The 685-nt window shown below is 59.6% G+C and carries 1 protein-coding gene; it reads left to right on the top strand.

Annotation, left to right across the window (positions count from 1 at the left end):
* Positions 1-685: hypothetical protein (locus G3N93_RS41270; RefSeq protein ID WP_206135669.1), on the top strand; the 685-nt coding region annotated here is incomplete at both ends.

Below are 685 nucleotides of genomic sequence, written 5' to 3'. Positions count from 1 at the left end.
CCCCGTCGACGTGGAAGTCGACAGCGAAGTGATCGAGCTGTTGGCCGACGACAAGCCCGTCGAAGTCGAGGTCGACAGCGAAGTGATCGAGCTATTCGCCGAAGACAGGCCGGTCGAGGTCGAGGTAGACAGCGAAGTCACCGAACTGTTCGTCGAGCTGAGCCCCGTCGACAACGAACCAATCGAACTGGTGGCTGACGACAGCCCTGTCGACGTCGAAGTCGACAACGACGTCACCGAACTATTCGTCGAGCTGAGCCCCGTTGACAACGAACCAATCGAACTGGTGGCCGACGACAGCCCCGTCGACGTGGAGGTTGACAACGAAGTAATCGAGCTGTTCGCCGACGACAGGCCCGTCGAGGTCGAGGTCGACAACGACGTCACCGAACTGTTCGTCGAGCTGAGTCCCGTCGACGTCGAAGTCGACAACGAAGTAATCGAGCTATTCGCCGAAGACAGGCCCGTCGACGTCGAGGTCGACAACGACGTCACCGAACTATTCGTCGAGCTAAGCCCTGTCGACAACGAACCAATTGAGCTGGTGGCTGACGACAGCCCCGTCGACGTGGAAGTCGACAGCGAAGTGATCGAGCTGTTGGCCGACGACAAGCCCGTCGAAGTCGAGGTCGACAGCGAAGTGATCGAGCTATTCGCCGAAGACAGGCCGGTCGAGGTCGAGGTA

It is taken from the genome of Burkholderia sp. Se-20378, from assembly GCF_017104665.1.
GTDB lineage: Bacteria > Pseudomonadota > Gammaproteobacteria > Burkholderiales > Burkholderiaceae > Burkholderia > Burkholderia lata.
Note: the sequence above shows the minus strand (reverse complement) of the source record. Positions and strands in the feature narration are given on the sequence as shown.